The 17480-nt window shown below is 54.2% G+C and carries 16 protein-coding genes and 4 tRNA genes; 8 read left to right on the top strand and 12 right to left on the bottom strand.

Annotated features, from left to right (window positions below; genetic code table 11):
• Nucleotides 1–75: 75 nt before the first annotated feature.
• The 6 genes from APU02_RS11605 to glk form a co-directional block, all read right to left on the bottom strand.
• Complete coding sequence (locus APU02_RS11605) at nucleotides 76–615, bottom strand: DUF2058 domain-containing protein (protein ID WP_060570085.1); 540 nt, start codon at nucleotides 613–615, stop codon at nucleotides 76–78.
• A 159-nt stretch (nucleotides 616–774) separates the two neighbouring features.
• A complete protein-coding gene (gene arsC, locus APU02_RS11600) occupies nucleotides 775–1200 on the bottom strand; it encodes a glutaredoxin-dependent arsenate reductase (RefSeq protein WP_060570084.1) in 426 nt (141 codons plus the stop codon).
• Between the two features lie 12 nt (nucleotides 1201–1212).
• A complete protein-coding gene (locus APU02_RS11595) occupies nucleotides 1213–2502 on the bottom strand; it encodes an arsenic transporter (RefSeq protein WP_060570083.1) in 1290 nt (429 codons plus the stop codon).
• Between the two features lie 41 nt (nucleotides 2503–2543).
• Nucleotides 2544–2864 carry a metalloregulator ArsR/SmtB family transcription factor gene (locus tag APU02_RS11590; protein ID WP_042290953.1) on the bottom strand — a complete coding sequence of 107 codons (321 nt, stop codon included), beginning with the start codon at nucleotides 2862–2864 and terminating at the stop codon, nucleotides 2544–2546.
• A gap of 113 nt (nucleotides 2865–2977) precedes the next feature.
• Nucleotides 2978–3235, bottom strand: coding sequence for a hypothetical protein (locus APU02_RS11585; RefSeq protein WP_131729040.1), 258 nt, complete (start codon nucleotides 3233–3235; stop codon nucleotides 2978–2980).
• An 86-nt stretch (nucleotides 3236–3321) separates the two neighbouring features.
• Nucleotides 3322–4287 carry a glucokinase gene (gene glk, locus APU02_RS11580; protein ID WP_060570081.1) on the bottom strand — a complete coding sequence of 322 codons (966 nt, stop codon included), beginning with the start codon at nucleotides 4285–4287 and terminating at the stop codon, nucleotides 3322–3324.
• 204 nt (nucleotides 4288–4491) lie between these two features.
• Here glk and APU02_RS11575 point away from each other — a divergent pair, with 204 nt between their 5' ends.
• A complete protein-coding gene (locus tag APU02_RS11575; RefSeq protein ID WP_060570080.1) occupies nucleotides 4492–5727 on the top strand; it encodes an ion channel protein in 1236 nt (411 codons plus the stop codon).
• On the opposite strand, the gene APU02_RS11570 is transcribed toward APU02_RS11575, so the two are convergent.
• A complete protein-coding gene (locus tag APU02_RS11570) occupies nucleotides 5728–7383 on the bottom strand; it encodes a thiamine pyrophosphate-binding protein (RefSeq protein WP_060570079.1) in 1656 nt (551 codons plus the stop codon).
• 182 nt (nucleotides 7384–7565) lie between these two features.
• On the opposite strand from APU02_RS11570, the gene mgrA reads away from it, so the two are divergent.
• Together mgrA and ypeC are read left to right on the top strand one after the other, a co-directional pair.
• Nucleotides 7566–8564, top strand: a complete 999-nt coding sequence (gene mgrA, locus APU02_RS11565) for an L-glyceraldehyde 3-phosphate reductase (protein WP_060570078.1) — start codon at nucleotides 7566–7568, stop codon at nucleotides 8562–8564.
• 127 nt (nucleotides 8565–8691) lie between these two features.
• Nucleotides 8692–9024 carry a DUF2502 domain-containing protein YpeC gene (gene ypeC, locus APU02_RS11560; protein ID WP_042290806.1) on the top strand — a complete coding sequence of 111 codons (333 nt, stop codon included), beginning with the start codon at nucleotides 8692–8694 and terminating at the stop codon, nucleotides 9022–9024.
• 46 nt (nucleotides 9025–9070) lie between these two features.
• On the opposite strand, the gene APU02_RS11555 is transcribed toward ypeC, so the two are convergent.
• Nucleotides 9071–10309: an Nramp family divalent metal transporter gene (locus tag APU02_RS11555; protein ID WP_060570077.1), complete on the bottom strand. Its 1239-nt coding sequence runs from the start codon at nucleotides 10307–10309 to the stop codon at nucleotides 9071–9073.
• 343 nt (nucleotides 10310–10652) lie between these two features.
• Here APU02_RS11555 and nupC point away from each other — a divergent pair, with 343 nt between their 5' ends.
• Nucleotides 10653–11855 (top strand): nucleoside permease NupC, encoded by a 1203-nt coding sequence (gene nupC / locus APU02_RS11550; protein ID WP_042290810.1) that lies wholly within the window; start codon nucleotides 10653–10655, stop codon nucleotides 11853–11855.
• A 45-nt stretch (nucleotides 11856–11900) separates the two neighbouring features.
• Here nupC and APU02_RS26690 read toward each other — a convergent pair whose 3' ends face one another.
• The 3 genes from APU02_RS26690 to APU02_RS11535 form a co-directional block, all read right to left on the bottom strand.
• Nucleotides 11901–14099, bottom strand: a complete 2199-nt coding sequence (locus APU02_RS26690; protein WP_060570076.1) for a sensor domain-containing phosphodiesterase — start codon at nucleotides 14097–14099, stop codon at nucleotides 11901–11903.
• A 197-nt stretch (nucleotides 14100–14296) separates the two neighbouring features.
• Nucleotides 14297–14372 (bottom strand) — tRNA-Ala (locus APU02_RS11540).
• A 39-nt stretch (nucleotides 14373–14411) separates the two neighbouring features.
• Nucleotides 14412–14487, bottom strand: a tRNA-Ala gene (locus APU02_RS11535).
• Nucleotides 14488–14708: 221 nt separating this feature from the next.
• On the opposite strand from APU02_RS11535, the gene APU02_RS11530 reads away from it, so the two are divergent.
• Both APU02_RS11530 and APU02_RS11525 read left to right on the top strand, forming a co-directional pair.
• Nucleotides 14709–15071 carry a YfeC-like transcriptional regulator gene (locus APU02_RS11530; RefSeq protein ID WP_060570075.1) on the top strand — a complete coding sequence of 121 codons (363 nt, stop codon included), beginning with the start codon at nucleotides 14709–14711 and terminating at the stop codon, nucleotides 15069–15071.
• Nucleotides 15072–15073: 2 nt separating this feature from the next.
• On the top strand, nucleotides 15074–15472 hold the full coding sequence (locus tag APU02_RS11525; RefSeq protein WP_060570074.1) for a YfeC-like transcriptional regulator: 399 nt from the start codon (nucleotides 15074–15076) through the stop codon (nucleotides 15470–15472).
• 66 nt (nucleotides 15473–15538) lie between these two features.
• On the opposite strand, the gene gltX is transcribed toward APU02_RS11525, so the two are convergent.
• Nucleotides 15539–16954, bottom strand: a complete 1416-nt coding sequence (gene gltX, locus APU02_RS11520; RefSeq protein ID WP_060570073.1) for a glutamate--tRNA ligase — start codon at nucleotides 16952–16954, stop codon at nucleotides 15539–15541.
• 257 nt (nucleotides 16955–17211) lie between these two features.
• On the opposite strand from gltX, the gene APU02_RS11515 reads away from it, so the two are divergent.
• Both APU02_RS11515 and APU02_RS11510 read left to right on the top strand, forming a co-directional pair.
• Nucleotides 17212–17287 (top strand) — tRNA-Val (locus APU02_RS11515).
• 41 nt (nucleotides 17288–17328) lie between these two features.
• A tRNA-Val gene (locus tag APU02_RS11510) sits at nucleotides 17329–17404 on the top strand.
• The last annotated feature ends 76 nt before the right edge of the window (nucleotides 17405–17480 follow it).

The raw sequence follows: 17480 nt of genomic DNA, 5'->3' as shown, positions 1-17480 counted from the left end.
ACCGCCTGTTGTTCATACCGGATTATTTTAACGCGCGCAGTGTAAAGCCTAAAGGCCGGGATGAATAGCCGTTCATCACCACATCAAATCATCAGGCACTTTGAAATCAGCATACGGATCGTCTTCTTCAGCTTCTTCCGCACTCAACGCGCTGTTCAGGACAATACAGCTCGCATCACGCTGGGCAATCTTATCGGCAACGCTCGCCGGAATAATCGCGTATTCATTTTCGCCGTTGCTGTCGTTGACCAAACGGGCAATGGCCAGACGACCATTGATCAGCTGCGTCTGAGTGAGCTTATCAACGTCGATTTTCTTGATCAGATTATTGTCGGTGAAGTTAAAACCAATATTACCTTTGGCCACGGTGATCCTGTTCATTTCGATGAGCTGCTTCACCTGCGCTTTCAGTTCCTTCGCCAGAACGGCCTGTTTCTGCTGCTCGCTGAGTTGCTTGTCACGCTCAAGCTGGGCTTTTTTATTTTCTTCCACCGCTTCTCTGGCTTCCCGCGCCTGAACACGTGATTTCTTCGCCGTTCTCTGGACCTTAGCCATCTTTTTACTGCTGACCAGTCCCGCTTTGAGCATTTGCTCCTGTAAGGTAAGTTTTGTCATCTTGCCGTCTGAATCTGTTAGGGAGTTTTTGTGATTATACCTGCAAGCTGACGTAGCGCAGACCGATTTTTCGGGATGACGATAATCAGCACGAGGAACGCCGCTGACATTGCCGCTTAAAACGGGTTGTTCCCCTGGATAACGTCACGCGGCGGCAGATTACTTCAGCCGTTTCCCTGTCTCGTCAATCACCTTTTCTCCATCTTCTTTGGTAAATGCGCCTTTCTGACCGTCAGGAAGAATATCCAGCACACGTTCCGAAGGCCGGCACAAACGGGTGCCAAGCGGCGTGACCACGATCGGTCGATTAATCAGGATCGGATACTGAAGCATAAAATCGATCAACTGCTCGTCGGTAAAGCGGTCTTCTTCAAGGCCCAACAGGGCATACGGTTCAACGTTCTGACGCAATAACCCACGCGCCGTTATCCCCATATCGGCAATGAGCTTACTCAGTTCATTACGGGTGGGCGGGGTATCAAGATAATAAATAATTGTCGGTTCGTGACCGCTGTTACGGATCATCTCCAGCGTGTTACGGGAAGTGCCGCAGGCCGGGTTGTGATAAAGGGTAATGTTGCTCATTTCAGTATCTCATTAAAAAGTGACAGAGAGCCGCCAGGCCAGCGCGGCGAGCGTCACAAACAGCACAGGCAGGGTCATGACGATCCCCGTGCGGAAGTAATAGCCCCAGGTAATGGTCATATTCTTTTGAGCCAGCACATGCAGCCACAGCAGAGTCGCCAGGCTGCCAATAGGCGTGATTTTTGGCCCTAAATCGCAGCCGATCGCATTGGCATAGATCATCGCTTCTTTGACGATGCCATTCGCGGCGCTCCCGTCAATCGACAGCGCGCCAATCAGCACGGTCGGCATATTATTCATGACCGACGAAAGAAACGCCGTCAGGAAGCCGGTCCCAAAGGTTGCGGCGAGGATCCCTTTGTCCGCCAGCAGATTCAACACGCCAGACAGATACAGCGTCAGTCCCGCATTGCGCAGTCCGTAAACCACCAAATACATGCCCAGCGAGAAAATCACGATCTGCCAGGGAGCGCCGCGCAGGACGTTGCCAGTATTAATCACACGGCCTCTTTTCGCCACCGCAAACAGCACTGCCGCGCCCACTGCCGCTATCGCACTGACGGGGATCCCCAACGGTTCCAGAACAAAGAAACCGACAAGCAGGGACAGAAGAACCATCCAGCCTGCTCTGAAGGTCGCCGGATCTTTAATCGCACTGGCGGGAGCGTTGAGTCGGGAGATCGCATACGTTGCCGGAATATCCCGGCGAAAGAAAAGGTGCAACATCACCAGCGTCGAGGCAATCGCGGCCAGATCCACGGGGATCATAACCGAGGCGTACTGCGTAAAGCCCAGACTGAAGAAATCGGCCGAAACGATATTCACCAGGTTAGAAACAATCAGCGGCAGACTGGCGGTATCCGCGATGAACCCCGCCGCCATGACAAAGGCCAGCGTGGCGCCTTTGCTGAAGCCCAGCGCAAGCAGCATCGCAATAACGATCGGCGTCAGGATCAGCGCGGCGCCGTCGTTGGCAAACAGCGCGGCAACGCTGGCGCCGAGCAAAACTATCCAGGTGAACAGCAAGCGCCCACGTCCCTTCCCCCATCGGGCGACGTGTAGCGCGGCCCATTCAAAGAAACCGGACTCATCGAGTAACAAACTGATAATGATCACGGCGATAAAAGCGGCGGTCGCGTTCCAGACGATATTCCAGACTACGGGGATATCATCGAAATGAATGACGCCCGTGCCCAGCGCCAGAACTGCCCCGATCGTCGCGCTCCAGCCGATACTGAGCCCCCTGGGTTGCCAGATAACCAGTACCAGCGTAAGTAAAAAAAGACTCCCTGCCAACAGCATTTCAGGCTCCAACATATGTTTATACGTATATGATATTTGATTTAACAGGAGGTGCGGGCAGACTTCGCCAACCCGTCACGCACGTCGTCGCGCAGACACTGCCAGGAGATCGCGATCGTCTCGGCCGCCCACGCCGGCATATGCGGTGACAGACGATAGTGGATCCATTTACCTTCACGACGGTCAAGGACAAGCCCGGCCTCGCGCAGAATCGCTATATGCCGCGAGATCTTAGGCTGTGAGACGGCGGTAGCCGCGCAGATTTCGCAAACGCACATCTCCCCGGATTCCCGAAGTAGCATGACAATGGCGAGTCGGGTTTCGTCCGAGAGAATTTTGAAAAGTTGAACAGGTTGCCGCATTTCTCGCTCCATAAGCCTTTCCAGACACATATGGTAAATCATATTTGTTCGCATTGAAATGATGGGGCTGTCACAGCACTAAATTAAGGCGCGTCAGGGGGGAGAAGATATGGTTACGACAAGGCCTTCGAAAACGGTGTCCCTAATGCGCAACATACCCAGTCGGACGTAAAACCGATTAGCGTGGTCATTGTCCTCAGGCCCTTCCAGCCATCAATAATTTTTTTGGCGGCCACGGGCAAGTTCGATGATTTTTCAAATATACGCTGACCATAATGCGTATGGGTCTCGCGGCTATCCAGAGAGAGTTTGTTGAGAAGAATGTCCTGACTATCTGTGGCAGGAAGCGTGTTTTCCCATGTCAGCTTCATATAGCCAATCGACAACATTCAGGTCATGTTGACAAAGAGAATGGGTATCCGGCGCCGGACAGCGCAAGCGGCCGTCCGGCATCCGACTAAAGAATTTGCCCTAACGTCTGGCGCAGATGCGCGCCTGCGCCAAGCAGACCGGGATTATCATGAACAATCAAATAAACCGGAATATCCTGCACATAAGCCTTAAAACGTCCTTTATCTTCAAAAGCGCCGCGGAAGCCGGAGGCTTTGAAAAATTCAAGGAAACGCGGCACGATGCCGCCAGCGATGTACACGCCGCCAAAGGTACCAAGGTTCAACGCCAGGTTGCCGCCAAAGCGCCCCATGATCACGCAGAAAAGCGACAGCGCGCGACGGCTGTCGATACAGCTGTCCGCCAGCGCCCGCCCGGTGATGTCTTTTGGCTGTAGATTTTCCGGCAGACGGCCATCTGCTTTGACAATCGCCCGGTACAGATTCACCAGACCCGGTCCGGAAAGTACGCGTTCGGCGGAAACGTGACCGATTTCGGCGCGCAGCACTTCCAGGATGATCCCCTCTTCTTCACTGTTAGGGGCGAAATCCACATGCCCCCCTTCACCCGGCAGGCTGATCCAGCGCTTGTCGACGTGTACCAGATGCGACACGCCCAGCCCGGTTCCGGCGCCATACACCGCAATAGGCTTACCTTCAACCGGCTCCGCCCCGCCAAACTGGATTAAATCCTCTTTCTTCAGCATCGGGATCGCCATCGACACCGCGGTGAAATCATTGATGATTTCGAGATGGCTGAAGCCGAGGTTCTTTTTCATTTCCGCAATAGAAAATGCCCAGGTATGGTTGGTCATAGCGACCCAGTCGCCGGTGATCGGACAGGCGATCGCGATACACCCATCTTCCACGCTCGCCTGATGTTCGTTGAGGTAAACCCGGACAACGGCTTCGAGGCTGGGATAATCGAGGCCGGAATACGTTTTGGCCTGCGAGATTTCACCGCTGTCGACGTTACACAGAGCAAGGCGCGCGTTGGTGCCGCCCACATCGCCCACTAAAGCATACTTTGTCATTCTTCTACTGCTCCGCTAAAGTCAAAATAAGTCTTTGCCACACTGTAAATTCACAGGGGCATAACAACAACGCCAGAAAGGCAAGTCCCCTGAAAATATCGATCCCGGTCACACAATAACTTTATCGTTTCAGCACCATTTGCCGCGTCGCTGAAAGGCAACTGCGGCAAACTGAGCGCGAGATTCGGCATTAAGGAAAAAACCATGCTCCATCCGCGAGCCAGAACCATGCTGTTATTGTCGCTTCCCGCGTTAATTCTTGGGATAGCGTCAAGTTTAGTCCTTATTGTAGTAATGAAATTTGCTTCAGTATTGCAGCTTGTCCTGTGGCAGCGCCTGCCGGGCAGTTTCGGACTTGTCCCGGATTCCCCAGCCTGGATAATGCTTATCCTGACGCTGACCGGCGTACTGGTGGGACTGGTGATCCGCTACAGCCCGGGTCACGCCGGACCCGATCCGGCGACCGAGCCGTTGATCAGCGCCCCGGTCGCGCCTGGCGCGCTGCCAGGCCTGATTGTGGCGCTGGTGCTGGGGCTGGCAGGCGGGGTTAGCCTCGGGCCGGAACATCCCATCATGGCCGTGAATATTGCGCTGGCGGTAGCGTTGGGCAGTCGTTTAATGCCGCGGGTAAACTCACTCGACTGGACGATACTGGCTTCCGCAGGCACGATTGGCGCGTTGTTTGGCACCCCTGTCGCTGCCGCGCTGATCTTTTCGCAAACGCTGAACAGTTCTGACGATGTTCCGCTCTGGGATCGTCTTTTCGCCCCGCTGATGGCCGCAGCGGCAGGGTCTTTGACCACCAGTCTGTTCTTCCATCCTCATTTTTCGCTGCCCATTGCCCATTACACGCAAATGCGGCTAGTGGATATTTTCAGCGGCGCGGTGGTCGCGGCGATCGCCATAGCCGCAGGGATGGTGGCGGTATGGTGCCTGCCGCGTCTGAATTTTTTGCTACATCGGCTAAAAAACCCGGTGCTTATTCTTGGCGTCGGCGGATTCATGCTCGGCGTACTGGGGGTGATTGGCGGTCCCCTGTCGCTGTTTAAAGGCCTGGATGAAATGCAACAGATGGCGTTCAGTCAGACCCTTAGCGCTACGGACTTTTTCCTGCTGGCGGTGATCAAACTCGCGGCGCTGGTAGTGGCGGCCGCCTGCGGGTTTCGCGGCGGGCGAATCTTCCCGGCTGTCTTTGTCGGCGTCGCATTAGGATTGATGCTGCACGCGCATGTCGACGCGGTACCGGCGGCGATTACCGTCTCCTGCGCGATTCTCGGCATGGTGCTGGTTGTTACCCGCGACGCCTGGCTCAGTTTATTTATGGCCGCCGTGGTGGTGCCCGACGCCAATCTGCTGCCGCTGTTGTGCATCGTTATGCTGCCGGCCTGGCTGCTGCTGGCCGGCAAACCGATGATGCTTGCTCACCGACGGGAAAAATAGTCATCCGCTGTTGCGTGACTCCAGCGCCCGGGTCACCGCGCGCAGCAACGCCGGTACGTCGGCTTTTGGCAGTATCACTTCAACCAACGACAGCCGCTGTGGCTGCGACAGGCGCGCCAGCACCTCTTTCAGTTGGATAGCCTGACTGACCTGCCAGCACGCCGCGCCTTCCTTCAGGCTGAAAGCGCGGGGTATCTGGGTCCAGTTCCACGGCGCAATGTCGTTATAACGCTGTGTTTCACCGTGGATCGCCCGTTCAACGGTATATCCGTCGTTGTTAAGCAGCAGAATGACAGGCGACAATGCTTCCCGCAACATCGATCCTATTTCCTGAATCGTCAGTTGTGCCGCGCCATCGCCGGTTATCAGTATCACCCGCCGCCCGGGCGCCGCCAACTGCGCGCCAAAGGTCGCCGGGAGCGCATAACCAATCGATCCCCACAGCGGTTGCACCAGCAGTTCCGCGCCGGTCGGCAGTGACAGACTGGCTGCGCCAAAGGCTGCCGTTCCTTGATCCGCCACAAGGATATCCCCTGGCTGGAGGGCCTGCTGCACGGTATGCCAGAAGTTTTCCTGGGTCAGCGGTCCTTTTTCGTCCCTCGCTGATTCGCCCGCGGGCTTCACGGGTAGCGGCGCAAACGACAGCTCCAGGCACAGCTCTCGCAGGGTGGTCACGGCCTGTTCCATCGATAAACCGCTGAACCAGGTCTGGCCGACCCGGGCGCCCTGCGGCTGAATGTCTATCGTGCGCTGCGCCGCAAACTGTTGGGTAAATCCGGCAGTAAGCGTGTCGACAAAACGCGTCCCCACGCAAATGGTGGTATCCGCGCCTTCGATGATCTCACGAACATATTCGCTGCTGGCTCCTGCGCTGTAGGTGCCAACAAAACCCGGCTGCTGTTCGTCAAACAGCCCTTTGCCCATGAGCAAGGTCGCGTGAGGCATGGGCGTCTCGGCCATCCAGCGTTGCAGGATTGGCTGTAAATCGAATCGCCAGGCAAGAAAGTCAGCCAGCAACGCCACACGACTGCTGTTCATCAGCATCTTGCGAGCCTGATAGCGGAACGCGGTGACCACGCTCTCCTGCGATTCTGGCAACGTCAAAGAGAGCGCTCTGGTCGGCGGGAACGCCGGGCGCTTCGCCACGTCTGCGGGTAACATCAGGTAGCCAGGACGACGAGAGGTCAGCATAATTTGCATTACGCGATCAATTTCATAGCAGGCGTTGTGTTCATCCAGCACCGCGCTGGCGGCAGAGATAGCCTGGCTCATACGGTAAAAGTGCTGAAAATCCCCATCCCCCAGCGTGTGGTGCATCAGTTCTCCCCGGCGCTGCGCCCCGCTACAGGGAGCGCCGACGATGTGCAATACGGGCACGTATTCAGCATAGCTGCCTGCCAGACCGTTAATCGCGCTCAGTTCCCCAACGCCAAAGGTAGTGAGCAGCGCCCCAGCCCCCGCCACGCGGGCATAACCGTCGGCGGCGTAAGCGGCATTCAGTTCATTCGCACACCCCACCCAGCGGACAGCCGGGTGGTCAATGACATGATCAAGGAACTGCAAATTGTAATCGCCCGGTACGCCAAACAGATGTTCAATCCCACAGCCTGCCAGTCGATCAAGCAGGTAATCCGCAACGCTATAGGGATTTTGCATGGCAGCTTTCCTTTTGAAGGTCATCACATGTTGAGTATTGAATAACCGTGTGGCCTGTCCAGAAAGTACCCGCGATGGGAGTGGAAAGCAGCCTTTACAGGCGGCGCGGCGCAGAATGTGATTGAAAAAGAGGCAGTGTAAACGTATACACTGTAAAGCTGAACTCACCGCGAGGAAACACAATGGTTTACCAGCCTGATGAAAATCGCTATCAGAATATGATGTTCCACCGCTGCGGTCAGAGCGGCCTGAAGCTGCCTGCCATATCGCTCGGACTGTGGCATAACTTCGGTGATACCACCCAGGTAGAGAACAGTCGGGCGCTGCTACAACGGGCGTTTGACCTCGGCATCACGCATTTCGACCTTGCCAATAACTACGGTCCTCCGCCGGGGTCGGCTGAGCGTAACTTTGGCCGCATTCTGCAGGAAGATTTTCTTCCCTGGCGCGATGAGCTGATCGTCTCCACCAAAGCGGGCTACACCATGTGGGACGGCCCGTATGGCGACTGGGGTTCCCGCAAATACCTGATTGCCAGCCTCGATCAAAGCCTGAAACGCATGGGGCTGGAGTACGTGGACATTTTCTACCACCATCGTCCGGATCCCGACACGCCGCTGCTGGAAACCATGAAAGCGCTGGACCATGTGGTGCGTCAGGGCAAAGCGCTGTACGTAGGGCTATCGAACTACCCTGCCGACCGCGCCCGTGAAGCCATCGATATCCTCAATGATTTAGGCACACCGTGTCTGATTCATCAGCCTAAATACTCCCTCTTTGAGCGCTGGGTTGAAGACGGATTACTCGCGCTATTGCAGGAAAAAGGGGTGGGTAGTATCGCCTTTTCACCGCTCGCAGGTGGACAACTCACCGATCGTTACCTTAATGGTATTCCAGCCGACTCCCGCGCGGCGAGCGGAAGCCGTTTCCTCAGACCGGAACAATTGACAGAGGCAAAGCTGGAAAAAGTGCGTCAGTTAAACGCGCTGGCGGAAAAGCGTGGACAAAAGCTGTCGCAAATGGCGCTCGCGTGGGTGCTGCGTAACGATAACGTCACTTCGGTGCTGATTGGCGCCAGTAAGCCCGCGCAGATCGAAGATGCCGTTGGAATGCTGGCGAACCGGGCGTTCACCCCGCAGGAGTGCGCCGCGATCGACAGCATACTGAAGGGCGAAGATTAACGACGCCTTTAGCATTTCGTGCTCTCCTTCATCATTTAAGAGTTAAGGCGATAAAACGCAACTTTACTACCTCGTAAAATTGCGTTAACAGGCCGATTACGGCTTCGATCGTGAAGGAGAAAAAAGTATGTTCAGGTCACTGATTCTCGCGGCAGCCTTGCTGGCTTTTGCACCGCTGGCCGCAAACGCGGGAGAAATCACCCTGTTGCCATCGATAAAATTACACATTGGCGATCGCGACGACTATGGCAGATACTGGGACGGTGGCTACTGGCGCGACCGTGATTACTGGCATCGTCACTATGAATGGCGTGGCGACCGCTGGTGGCGACATGATAACGGCAAACACCGCGGCTGGGATAAACGCAAAGCTTACGAGCGCGGATACCGTGAAGGCTGGCGCGACCGTGACGACCATCGCGGACGTGGACGCGGCCACGGTCACAGACACCACGATTAAGCCGTTCAATACCTCACTAAGCCGGGTGGTTCACCCGGCTTATTCTTTACCGTCCCAGCGCCGTTCCCACCAGCAGCCAGATATTCAGCACCACAACCAGCACGACAATCATCCAGCCTATTAATTTCACTCTGCGGGTATTCACCAGCTCACCCATCAGCGCGCCATCACTGGTAAAGATCAGCAACGGCACCAGCGCCAGCGCGATACCAAAACTCAACAGCACCTGGCTCATCACCAGTATCCGCGTCGGATCCAACCCCAGTAAAATGACAATAAATGACGGCATCATGGTGATGACACGGCGAACCCATAAAGGAATATGGAAACGCACAAAACCCTGCATGACCACCTGTCCGGCCAGCGTCCCCACAACCGTTGATGACAGCCCTGCAGCGACCAGACTCAGTCCGAAAACCGTTGCCGCCGCATGACTGAGCAAAGGTTCAAGGGTCAGATAGGCCTGATCGAGGTCGGCTACCCCGGTATGACCACTGAAGTGAAACGCCGCAGCCGCGGTCGCCATCATCGCCAGGTTGACGAATCCGGCAATCGTCATCGCAATCGCGACATCCCATTTCGTTGCAGCATAGCGCTGCTGGCGCGTTCCACCGTGTAAATGCTGGGTAAGAGACGAGTGTAGATAAATGACGTGCGGCATTATCGTTGCGCCCAACACCCCGGCGGCCAGAAAAACCGCCTCGCCGTTCGGCAAGCTGGGAATGATCATCCCTTTACTTAATTGCGTAAGGCCTGGCCGGGAAAAAATCAGTTCGACAATATACGCCACTGCCACAAACAGCAGCAGGCCGCCGATCACTTTTTCCAGCGGCTTTTGCCCCCGACGCTGCAGCATCAGGATCAGAAACGTGGCAATACCGGTTAGCACCGCCCCTTGCAGAAGCGAGACGCCAAGGATCAGTTTGAAGCCAATCGCCGCGCCGATGAACTCCGCGAGATCGGTCGCCATCGCAATAATTTCCGCTTGCACCCAATAAAACCACACCACCGGACGGGGATAATGGTCGCGAATCTGTTCGGCCAGATTCTTGCCGGTCGCGATGCCCAGCTTCGCTGACAACACCTGAATCAGCATTGCCATCAGGTTTGCCCAAACCACTACCCACAGCAACGTATAACCAAAGCTGGCGCCCGCCTGGATGTTAGTGGCAAAGTTGCCCGGATCGATATATCCGATAGCTGCGATGAACGCAGGTCCCATTAATGCGAGCCTTAACTTGCGCGCTGCCCTTCCACTGCTACGCTCAACGCGATCGTCTGTCATCTTGTGCCCCGGAAATATAGCCTTTGCTATGTTTAATGCTACGCCTAATGAGAATGGTTATCAAATGCAACAGCGACAGGTGATAATGATTTCTCAGATAGGCTGGAACGATAAGGTCTGCGGATACGGAAAATGCCCGCGGCATGTTTAACAATCGTAATAAGATTAGCACAAGGACGTAACTATTCACTTCGGTACTAGCCATAACAGAAGTGTATGCGTGATCACTATTTTTGAATCTCGTCACAGGTCCTGATTATAGTGTGTGTTAGATCTCGTTTTCTTTGTATCTGTTACATAGAATGTGCACGGAAATTAAACCTGCCTCATATTTGGAGCAAATATGGACCGCGTCCTTCATTTTGTCCTGGCGCTAGCCGTTGTTGCGATCCTCGCATTGCTGGTAAGCAGTGACCGTAAAAAAATTCGCATTCGTTATGTTATTCAGTTGCTTGTTATCGAAGTTTTACTGGCGTGGTTCTTCCTGAACTCCAACGTCGGGCTGGGCTTCGTGAAAGGCTTTTCCGAAATGTTCGAAAAACTGCTCGGATTCGCCAATGAAGGTACCAACTTCGTCTTTGGCAGCATGAACGATCAGGGTCTGGCTTTCTTCTTCCTGAAGGTGCTCTGCCCAATCGTCTTTATCTCCGCTTTGATTGGTATTCTTCAGCACATCCGCGTGCTGCCGGTGATCATCCGCGCGATCGGCTTCCTGTTATCCAAAGTCAACGGCATGGGTAAACTGGAATCCTTTAACGCGGTAAGTTCGCTGATCCTCGGCCAGTCTGAGAACTTTATCGCCTATAAAGATATTCTCGGCAAAATGTCCCGCAACCGTATGTACACCATGGCGGCGACAGCGATGTCGACCGTTTCCATGTCTATCGTTGGCGCGTACATGACCATGCTGGAGCCGAAGTATGTGGTGGCTGCGCTGGTGCTCAACATGTTCAGTACCTTTATCGTTCTGTCGCTGATCAACCCGTACCGCGTTGATGCCAGCGAAGAGAATATCCAGATGTCTAACCTGCACGAAGGCCAGAGCTTCTTCGAAATGCTGGGTGAGTACATCCTGGCTGGCTTTAAAGTCGCGATTATCGTTGCGGCCATGCTGATCGGCTTTATCGCCCTGATCGCCGCGCTGAACGCCCTGTTCGCTACCGTGACCGGCTGGTTCGGCTACAGCATCTCCTTCCAGGGCATCCTGGGCTATATCTTCTACCCGGTTGCGTGGGTGATGGGGGTACCGTCTAACGAAGCGCTGCAGGTGGGCAGTATTATGGCGACCAAACTGGTTTCCAACGAATTCGTCGCAATGATGGATCTGCAGAAAATCGCCTCTACGCTCTCTCCGCGCGCGGAAGGGATCCTGTCGGTGTTCCTGGTGTCCTTCGCTAACTTCTCATCCATCGGGATTATTGCCGGCGCCATCAAAGGTCTGAACGAGGAACAAGGTAACGTTGTTTCCCGCTTTGGTCTGAAACTGGTCTACGGTTCTACGCTGGTGAGCGTGCTCTCTGCGTCTATCGCCGCGCTGGTTCTGTAAGGCAACAGCGTAATGAAAAAGCCGGAGACGCTTTCTCCGGCTTTTTTACGTCTGCGACGCGTCAAGCGGCAGAGGCCGCCCAATCAAATAGCCCTGCAAATAATTCACGCCCATACTTAACAGCAGATCCCGCTGCGCTGGTGTTTCAACGTATTCGGCGACCACGCTCAAGGATTTTGCTTTCGCCAGATCGGTTATCGACTTCACAATCATGGCATCCAGCGAATCGTTCAGGATGTCCTTCACAAACACGCCATCAATTTTAATGATGTCAGCCTGCAGGCGCTTCAGGCGCTCATAGTTGGCGTATCCGGTACCGAAATCATCGATAGCGATTCTGAAGCCAAACTTATGCAGTTGTTCAATATTTTGCATACTGACTTCCGAGTTAGAGAACGCTTGTTCTTCGGTAATCTCGATAATCACGGTTTGCGGCGCGATGCCGTAGCGATTAAACAGGCGAATGATCCGCGGGGCGGTCTCTTTTTGCAGCAGCGTTAGCGGCATTAAATTAACCGAGAAGCGTGGCCCTGGTTCACTGGAAGGATGCGCTGAAAGCCACGTCAGCAAGGCTTCAACCACCAGCAGATCAAAGCGTGCGCTGAGGTTAAACTGAGCGATCAGCGGAATAAACTGATCCGGCGTCATAACCCCGTCATCGCTTTTCAGCCGCGCCAGAATTTCATCATAGCCTTTGCCTTCACAGTCGCGGATCGGCTGCGCGTAAAGCAGCAGATCGCCGTCATCCAGCGCTTTACGAATTTTATTGAGCAACAGTACGCGTTCGGTCGTCTGTCCAGTGGCGACTTCAAGGCTGTTGGTGAGCGCCATCACCCGGTGATGCGCACAGGACTGCTCGGCCAGCCAGCTTAGTTGCCCAAGCAAAGGCTGTAAGGTCTCCGCCTTTCCGTCCCAGCCGCCCCAGGAAGCGCCGTACCCCATATCCAGCCCGGTATTGTTCCAGATAATTTTGCGGCTGTTGAGCAGGTCGAGCATATGCTGCAAACGCGCATCCATTTCGGGGCCGTTCAGCACCAGTAATAACTCGCTGCCAGGCAACTGGAAGATCTTTTCGTTATCCAGCAGCAGAGGTTCGAGGGTGCGGTATACCGTCCGTTTACAGTGTACGCGCATCAGCATGCCATAGTGCCGGCTCAAAAATTCCAGGTTATCCAGTCGCAGGCAGCACACGCTCTGCCCCGCCTCGTTTTGCAGAAATTGCTCCAGCGCGCGCAAATTCGGCAGGCGGGTTAGCGGGTCGGTCAGCGCCTGCTGGTGCCAGCGGCGATTGAGCCAACTGCTGCGCTGATAAATGCGCGTCATATACAGCAAACAGATACTGAACGAGATCAGCGCGGAAAGAATGAACGCCAGCGAATACTCTGAGCCGACGCCCTGCAGGAAATTTCGGTTATAGGTCAGCAGGCACAGCGTCGACACCGCCCAACTGAGGTTCAACAGCGGGTAGCTGAGTTTGCCGACGCCGATGGTAAAGACAATGAAAAAGACCGGCACCATATACCCCGCGATGTAATCATTGTCGAAGGGAGCGCACATGATCGCCAGCAGCGCAGCCAGGACTGCCAGCCAGCATAGCGTGAACGCGCGCTGTTTTTTCTCAAGGGCCGGGGCGATGTCTCTGCGCCAGAAGATTCGCGCATAACGGGGGTTCACTATCATCCGCATCGGATAATAGAAAAGCATCGTAAAAATCAGCGCGGCAGAGATCAGGCTCAGGATGTCGACAATGGTAAATATCGCCACTGCGGTGCCAAAAAAGGTGGAAACAGCGACCGGAAAGTCGAGGTAATAACCCGCCAGATACATACTCAGCTTCATCCCTATCGGGGCGACAAAACCTAGCCATATTACCCGACGCCAGATATTCCGGTTTGGTAAACCATGTCGCCAGCGCGAGCCCAGCCGCCAACGCACCAGCGCGCACACGCCCAGAACAGACAGCATCTGGCAAAAGAGCAGCACCAGGCTTTGGGTAAACGGCAGGTGCAAATTCCATTCGTTGGTGATTAACATGCCGAGCACAATCGGCGCCACGCCGCGTCTGCCAAAAATAAGCAGAATGGCCAGCATCACACACAGCGGTAACCAGGAGAGATAGATATAGCTGGCGTCAACGATAGCAAGAGGAGAAATAAGGCGTGAAAACTGAATGGCAGCAATGGAGAGCGTTATCGCAAGCGCGAATATTCTTATATTATTTATCAGGTTATGCTTAACTGGCATGGATTGACTGCTCTCACGAAACGCACGATTAATCACATAAATGATAAGTTTATTCACACCGCGAAGCAAACCTATGGCGACCAGAAAACGAGGCAACCTTGTGTCAAACAGGCTCTGTCTCATCAGAAACTGTATTACAAAACAGGAAGAATTGCTGAGATAAAAAAACCCCCGCTTCGCAGCGAGGGTTCGGAATGTGGTGGAGCTAAGCGGGATCGAACCGCTGACCTCTTGCATGCCATGCAAGCGCTCTCCCAGCTGAGCTATAGCCCCACGATCTCTTTACGTACCAAAATTGTTGGGTGCAATTTTTGGTGGAGCTAAGCGGGATCGAACCGCTGACCTCTTGCATGCCATGCAAGCGCTCTCCCAGCTGAGCTATAGCCCCGTCACGTAAAGCTTGTCGAGTTGACGGGCGGCATCATATGAATTCCCTTCGCACGTGTCAACGGCAAATTAAAGCCCCTGACGCTAATCGCTGAAAAAGCAAACAAATGAAGAACATTGCGTATCAACTCGCATTCAGTAGTTAAACGCGTCACGGTTTCTACTAAAATGGTGCTATAAAATGAACCACTAATTAACCACACGACTATTCAGGGAATTGTTATGTTCAAGGAGCGGATGACGCCGGAAGAACTCGCCAATCTGACCGGTTACAGCCGACAGACCATCAATAAATGGGTGCGTAAAGAGGGATGGGTGACATCGCCGAAACCGGGCGTTCAGGGCGGTAAAGCGCGTCTGGTGCACGTAAACGAACAGGTTCGTGAATATATCCGCAGCGCAGAGCGTTCGGCGGAGGGGTTATCGGACGCATTGTCGTCCCCTGGCGATGCGTCGCTTGAAGCTTTGCTGATCAAGCTGGCGAAAGAAATGACGCCTGCGGAACAGAAAAAAATCACTTCCTTGCTACTTCGGGAAGGGATTACCGGTTTGTTACAACGCTTAGGGATCCGCGACAGCAAATAATTATGAAAAGATTACGCAGCAAGATGACCACCGAAGAGCTGGCGGACTGCCTCGGGGTCGCCAGACAAACCGTCAATCGTTGGATCCGTGAGCAAAAATGGGAAACGGAAAAATTTCCTGGCGTGAAAGGCGGTCGGGCAAGACTGGTACACATCGACAGCCGCGTGCGGGAATTCATTCTGAACATCCCTGCGTTTCGCAATCATTACGCATTTTATCAGGCCGAAGAACCGCTGGCCGATTACCATCCCGGCGCACGCAGTCATGCCTTTCGGCAGATCGTTGATGCCGTAGAGAATATGTCAGAAACGGAACAGGAAAAGCTGGCGTTATTTCTTTCGCGCGAAGGTATTCGTTGTTTTCTCGCCCGTCTGGGCATTGAGGAATCGGAAGCGCAATAAGCGCAACGTCAGCAGATAACAGGCCGGGAGGCATAACCGCCCTCTCCGGCCTGGTTCCATAACGGATTACTGTTGTGCTTCACGCTCAGCAATAAACGCCAGCGCTTTATTGATACGCTCGATGCTACGGGTTTTACCGATCGCGTGTACCGTAACGTCTAAGCCTGGAGACTGACCCGCGCCGGTGACGGCGACGCGCAACGGCATCCCCACTTTGCCCATCCCGACGTCCAGCTCATCGGCAGTAGCCTGAATCGCATGATGCACGTTCTCAGCCGTCCAGTCGCTAATTGCCGCCAGTTTGTCACGCACCACTTCCAGCGGCTGACGCGCAACCGGACGCAGGTGTTTCTTCGCGGCATCGGCGTCGAACTCAGCGAAATCCTCATAGAAATAACGGCAGCTTTGAGCCATCTCTTTCAGCGTTTTGCAACGTTCGCCCAGCAGTTTCACCAGTTCAGCCAGCTGCGGGCCGTTGCGGGTATCGATATGTTCTTGTTCGATATGCCACTGAAGGTGCGTAGCCACATATTCCGGCGCCAGCGTATTGATATAGTGGTGGTTCAGCCACTGCAATTTCTCAGTATTAAACGCACTGGCGGATTTGCTGACCGCCCCCAGGGAGAACAGTTTGATCATCTCTTCACGGGTGAAGATTTCCTGATCGCCACTGGACCAACCGAGACGTACCAGATAGTTCAGCAATGCTTCCGGCAAGTAGCCGTCGTCACGATACTGCATGACGCTTACCGCGCCATGACGCTTGGACAGTTTTTTTCCGTCGTCGCCGTTGATCATGGAAACGTGCGCATACACCGGCACCGGCGCGTTCAGCGCTTTCAAAATGTTGATCTGGCGCGGCGTGTTATTGATATGGTCTTCACCACGAATAACATGCGTGATTTCCATATCCCAGTCGTCCACAACGACACAGAAGTTATAAGTCGGAGACCCGTCGGTACGACGGATAATCAGATCGTCCAGTTCAAGGTTGCTGAACTCGATTGGTCCACGGATCTGATCGTCGAAAATGACAGAGCCGTCCTGCGGGTTTGCGAAACGCACGACGCACGGCTCATCGTCAGCATGGTGCTCGTGACCGTGGCGGCAACGACCGTCATAACGCGGCTTCTCGCCTTTTGCCATCTGCTCTTCACGCAGCGCGTCCAGACGCTCTTTCGAGCAATAGCATTTATAGGCGGTGCCCGCTTCCAGCATCTCATCAATCACGGCGTTATAACGATCAAAACGTTTAGTCTGGAAATACGGGCCTTCATCCCATTCCAGGCTCAGCCAGTTCATGCCATCCATAATGGCTTCGATAGCTTCCGGGGTAGAACGTTCGAGATCGGTGTCTTCAATACGCAGCACAAACTCACCGCCGTGGTGACGTGCAAAAAGCCAGGAATAGAGAGCAGTACGCGCACCACCGACGTGCAGATAGCCTGTCGGGCTTGGCGCGAAGCGAGTTTTGATTTTCATGAAATGGCCTTACGTTGATAAAGATGCCGACAGCCGGCAAATCCGGGAAAAATTGACGTTCGGTATTCTATCACTCCCACCTGATTCCTCAATGTTGTTACGGCCCGAACCGTGGGCTTTGCTATTTTCGTATAGAAATCATACCTGATGGATCGATTTGCGATCGTTTTGCTTAAATTTACGACGAACGAACAATTTCTTTAGAAAATGCGTTGACTCATTTTCAACTCTCCCTATAATGCGACTCCACACAGCGGGGGTGATTAGCTCAGCTGGGAGAGCACCTCCCTTACAAGGAGGGGGTCGGCGGTTCGATCCCGTCATCACCCACCACTTTCTCGCCAGCTAAATTTCTTATTGTGAAGTACCGAAGTGGGTGATTAGCTCAGCTGGGAGAGCACCTCCCTTACAAGGAGGGGGTCGGCGGTTCGATCCCGTCATCACCCACCACTTTCTCGCCAGCTAAATTTCTTATTGTGAAGTACCGAAGTGGGTGATTAGCTCAGCTGGGAGAGCACCTCCCTTA

The sequence above is a fragment of the Citrobacter sp. 50677481 genome (assembly GCF_001463265.1).
In the GTDB taxonomy this organism is placed as follows: domain Bacteria; phylum Pseudomonadota; class Gammaproteobacteria; order Enterobacterales; family Enterobacteriaceae; genus Citrobacter_A; species Citrobacter_A sedlakii.
The sequence above is the reverse complement of the archived record's forward strand: the minus strand, read 5'-3'. Positions and strand labels throughout refer to the sequence as shown.

Bases quoted from the DNA above. Each gene is read 5' to 3' on its own strand.
- APU02_RS11605 (WP_060570085.1), bottom strand. From the start codon at position 615: ATGACAAAACTTACCTTACAGGAGCAAATGCTCAAAGCGGGACTGGTC.
- arsC (WP_060570084.1), bottom strand. From the start codon at position 1,200: ATGAGCAACATTACCCTTTATCACAACCCGGCCTGCGGCACTTCCCGT.
- APU02_RS11595 (WP_060570083.1), bottom strand. From the start codon at position 2,502: ATGCTGTTGGCAGGGAGTCTTTTTTTACTTACGCTGGTACTGGTTATC.
- APU02_RS11590 (WP_042290953.1), bottom strand. From the start codon at position 2,864: ATGCGGCAACCTGTTCAACTTTTCAAAATTCTCTCGGACGAAACCCGA.
- APU02_RS11585 (WP_131729040.1), bottom strand. From the start codon at position 3,235: ATGAAGCTGACATGGGAAAACACGCTTCCTGCCACAGATAGTCAGGAC.
- glk (WP_060570081.1), bottom strand. From the start codon at position 4,287: ATGACAAAGTATGCTTTAGTGGGCGATGTGGGCGGCACCAACGCGCGC.
- APU02_RS11575 (WP_060570080.1), top strand. From the start codon at position 4,492: ATGCTCCATCCGCGAGCCAGAACCATGCTGTTATTGTCGCTTCCCGCG.
- APU02_RS11570 (WP_060570079.1), bottom strand. From the start codon at position 7,383: ATGCAAAATCCCTATAGCGTTGCGGATTACCTGCTTGATCGACTGGCA.
- mgrA (WP_060570078.1), top strand. From the start codon at position 7,566: ATGGTTTACCAGCCTGATGAAAATCGCTATCAGAATATGATGTTCCAC.
- ypeC (WP_042290806.1), top strand. From the start codon at position 8,692: ATGTTCAGGTCACTGATTCTCGCGGCAGCCTTGCTGGCTTTTGCACCG.
- APU02_RS11555 (WP_060570077.1), bottom strand. From the start codon at position 10,309: ATGACAGACGATCGCGTTGAGCGTAGCAGTGGAAGGGCAGCGCGCAAG.
- nupC (WP_042290810.1), top strand. From the start codon at position 10,653: ATGGACCGCGTCCTTCATTTTGTCCTGGCGCTAGCCGTTGTTGCGATC.
- APU02_RS26690 (WP_060570076.1), bottom strand. From the start codon at position 14,099: ATGCCAGTTAAGCATAACCTGATAAATAATATAAGAATATTCGCGCTT.
- APU02_RS11530 (WP_060570075.1), top strand. From the start codon at position 14,709: ATGTTCAAGGAGCGGATGACGCCGGAAGAACTCGCCAATCTGACCGGT.
- APU02_RS11525 (WP_060570074.1), top strand. From the start codon at position 15,074: ATGAAAAGATTACGCAGCAAGATGACCACCGAAGAGCTGGCGGACTGC.
- gltX (WP_060570073.1), bottom strand. From the start codon at position 16,954: ATGAAAATCAAAACTCGCTTCGCGCCAAGCCCGACAGGCTATCTGCAC.